The sequence below is a fragment of the Segatella hominis genome, assembly GCF_004535825.1.
GTDB classification, from domain to species: domain Bacteria; phylum Bacteroidota; class Bacteroidia; order Bacteroidales; family Bacteroidaceae; genus Prevotella; species Prevotella hominis.
This window is the reverse complement of the sequence record NZ_SGVY01000037.1, coordinates 1-3,235: the sequence shown is the minus strand read 5'-3', so window position 1 is coordinate 3,235 and position 3,235 is coordinate 1. Positions and strand designations below refer to the sequence as shown.

Genomic DNA, 3,235 nt, shown 5'->3' with positions numbered 1-3,235 from the left:
CCAGGCTTCCGTCCTTCGTTCTCCGTGGATCGCAATGGCAAGCGTACCTACGACCTGATTCCTAATCGCATCAGTCTTGTGAAGTACGGCGAAGATGCTAACGACCCGAATGGCGACAATAAGCCTACTGACAAGGGAGATCATACTCCTGGTGGAACTACTCCATCTGGCGGCACTCCTTCCGGTGACAACACTCCATCCGGTAGTGAGGGCAGCGAAAACTCTGGCAACACCGATAACGGAGCAGGTGAAGACAACGAGCTTTAGTAAATGCCTTGCCGTGCCCGACTTCGTGTCGGGTACGGCTACCGCTAACAAATTCTTATTTTCAAAATGATGTTTCACTTTTAATTCTATATGTATATGAGTAATCAAAATGAAAATCCTAACAATGGTTCCAAGAAGATTTCTTGGGTTTCAATCGTGAACGCTGTTGTTGTTCCCGAAAGCGAAGATCGTGGGGCATCGTGACTTGCCTGGCACTACGCCGAAGGAATGTCCTTGCCTGGATGCTCATTCGGTGTTTGGCTGGATAGAAAAGCCATAGCCCGTAATAATCAGAACTCAACATCCTCATCAATGGTCAAGATGAATTTCCTTGCGCCCATCTTCTCCATCATCTGGATGTTGAGGTTGATCCAATCCCGATATTCATCAAGAACTGGGTCGTTGATGTCTGTAACACCAAGAAGGCCACCACAGCCCGACTCGTCATTGATTTTCAGAATGTCAACCATGTATCTATCGCCACACACGGTTTTTGCATTTTTAAGTACAAGTTGTTTGAGCTTTAACATGACCTTATCAGTTAGTTTGCTTCACCATCTTAACAATCTTCCTCGTTTGTTTGAGAAATGAGGGGAACTTGAAGTATGTCCAAGATTCCTGTTCCTGCAACTCAACCATTCCTTTGTGCAGATGGCTTACCAACGAGGGACAACTCTTCTTGCTGAGATGATTAATGATTTCATCAAACAGCTCGGTGAAAGTGTAGTCTGGATTGAATGTATCTGTGATATAATTATATAACTCGTCTTGAGCAAAATGAGAAGAAAAGACCAAGGAGGCGGAAAGAAACTTGAAAACGGCACCTGCCAGTTCTCCTTTTTCTAAATACTCCTCTATGGTTTTCCTTGCCTTTGCCAAAGCTACTGAAATATTGTTTATGTCGAGTCTGCCGTCAGCCTTTACAAAAGCCTCTTCCGTTTTTGAATCATGAGTGATTACGGATGGGAGGTCAATGACTGGCACCTTATGGAGCAGGACGTAACGCTGGAGCAACTGTCGCCAAACCAACATGCGTGCTCCTTGCCACATTTCCACGGCTGCCGCCGTGAGTTGAGTGAAGAGTGAGGAACGAAGAGTGAAGAATTCATTTGCTCTTCTTCCCAACTCTTCCATGTCTTCTGTGTAAACGATGTCTGTTTCTATCGAAAAGCCACCTATGCCATTGACCTTTTCAAACTTATACTCGCTTTGCATGAGCAGGTATAATAAACGAGGATATTTCTTCGACTGCAAGTTTGCATGGAATTTTTCTCGCTCTTCCTTATTTTGCGAAGCATAATAATCATAGAAACCTCCCCATGAACAGATAGCCTTTACCTTACCACCATCTGTCTCCAATAGGGCGAAATGAGCATAATACTCATAGTCCTCATCGAAGACTGGGGCATATTTGTCTGCCTCATACTCCTTGCCTCTAAAAAACTTCCGAAGATTGCAACGGAGAATAAACTCAACAATACCATTATGGCATAAGACCGCATAGTCTTGTCCTTGAGGAATGGCGATTCCTGAAGTTGGGGTGAAAAACGGACGGAGAATGATGTCTGGTATCAGTTCCTTTAAACCTTGCTCCACAGTTCCACCGTCTGCCTTAAAGTAATTGGCGAGGATACGGAAGTTGTTGCGCATCGAATCATCGATGTTGCTTAGTATTTCTTCCTGATGAGCTGCCGTCCTCTCTGTCACCTTATTGCTATATGCTATATCTGAAGAATGGCGATTGCGATAGACTGTCAACTTTTTCAGATAGTCCTTGAAATGATTGCGCAATGTATCAGAAGCATTTTTCTCTGAATCTTTTGCCTGTAAATAACCTATCAACTGGTCAATGGCACGCCATGCGCCCACTGCCTCAGGCTTTGCACCTACTGTTGCCTCGTGCTCTATCTGCATGTCGTATTGACGGACATTGGAGATATTAAGACAAAGATTGTTTCCAAAGCGCACAAAAAGATGACGGTCTTTCTTGCCCTTATGCTTGACTTGTTTGACAACACCAACCCAGCCTGTCATCGGACCATTGATGATACGGATAGTATCATTCACCTTGATGAGGTCACTATATCGTTTGGCAACAATACTCAGTCCCTCGATACCTTCGGCTATCTTATCGTTGTAATAGATGAAGCGTTCCATATCATCATCGGATATCTTCGCCTGCTTTACGATTTCTCCCAATGTTCGAGACTTGCTATCGGCACAAAGAATATGTGCCTTGGTGAAAAAGGTACGCTCTACCACCTCGGCACTTCTCGCACGATAATCAACACCCTTATACATGAAGTAGCCATATTGGGAAAGAATGCTCTCCAAACGTTCTTCACTCTGCACTCGGATAAAAAACAGTCCTTGCAAGACTGGGGTGAAACGTACTTCTTTCTCGCCTTGTTCATTTTTGTAGATTCTTCTTCCCATAGGAAAGTAGAAGTCAACAATTGTATCTTTAAATTTCTCACCCAACAAATCTATTGATTTTTGCTCAGTGAAAACATCAGTCTTAACTATGTACCACATAAAACGTTAAACGCATTTGGTCGCAGAATACATCTCGGCTTCCCCTGAAAAGATTTCTCTTCCCGAGTTATTGGAGATGTGATATGTATCACAGTATTGAAAAATCAATAGACTAACTTCCACTAATCTTCAATACTTTTATGTCTTTCAGCCTTCTGCATACATGATGCAAGCAAGCCCGTGTTTAGCAAATTGTGTGTCATACGCTCTGCTTATATGAAAGCCATATTTATAGTTCTTATTCTATTCATTTTCCGTATCTCTATGTAAGAGATATAGAATCACACTGCAAAAATACGAAAAAATATTGTAAATAAGCGAATTATGCGTGTTAAAAATTTAATATCACACCATAAAACTCAACAATTATTCGGTAATATTTTTGGATAAGTCTTGATTCCCTCAGATTATCAGGAAGTTACGAAGTTTTCTG

General features: G+C 42.3%; 2 protein-coding genes and 1 pseudogene. 1 reads left to right on the top strand and 2 read right to left on the bottom strand.

Going from position 1 to position 3,235, the window contains the following annotated elements:
* Nucleotides 1-267 (top strand): annotated as a pseudogene (locus EXN75_RS17760) (hypothetical protein); the annotation flags it as partial.
* A 290-nt stretch (nucleotides 268-557) separates the two neighbouring features.
* Here the strand turns inward: EXN75_RS17760 and EXN75_RS12290 are convergent.
* Both EXN75_RS12290 and EXN75_RS12285 read right to left on the bottom strand, forming a co-directional pair.
* Nucleotides 558-797, bottom strand: a complete 240-nt coding sequence (locus tag EXN75_RS12290) for a hypothetical protein (RefSeq protein ID WP_134844048.1) — start codon at nucleotides 795-797, stop codon at nucleotides 558-560.
* Nucleotides 798-804: 7 nt separating this feature from the next.
* The gene (locus EXN75_RS12285) at nucleotides 805-2,802 is read right to left on the bottom strand and encodes a hypothetical protein (protein ID WP_134844047.1); all 1,998 of its coding nucleotides are present in this window, start codon (nucleotides 2,800-2,802) and stop codon (nucleotides 805-807) included.
* Between the last annotated feature and the right edge of the window lie 433 nt (nucleotides 2,803-3,235).

Bases quoted from the DNA above. Each gene is read 5' to 3' on its own strand.
- EXN75_RS12290 (WP_134844048.1), bottom strand. From the start codon at position 797: ATGTTAAAGCTCAAACAACTTGTACTTAAAAATGCAAAAACCGTGTGT.
- EXN75_RS12285 (WP_134844047.1), bottom strand. From the start codon at position 2,802: ATGTGGTACATAGTTAAGACTGATGTTTTCACTGAGCAAAAATCAATA.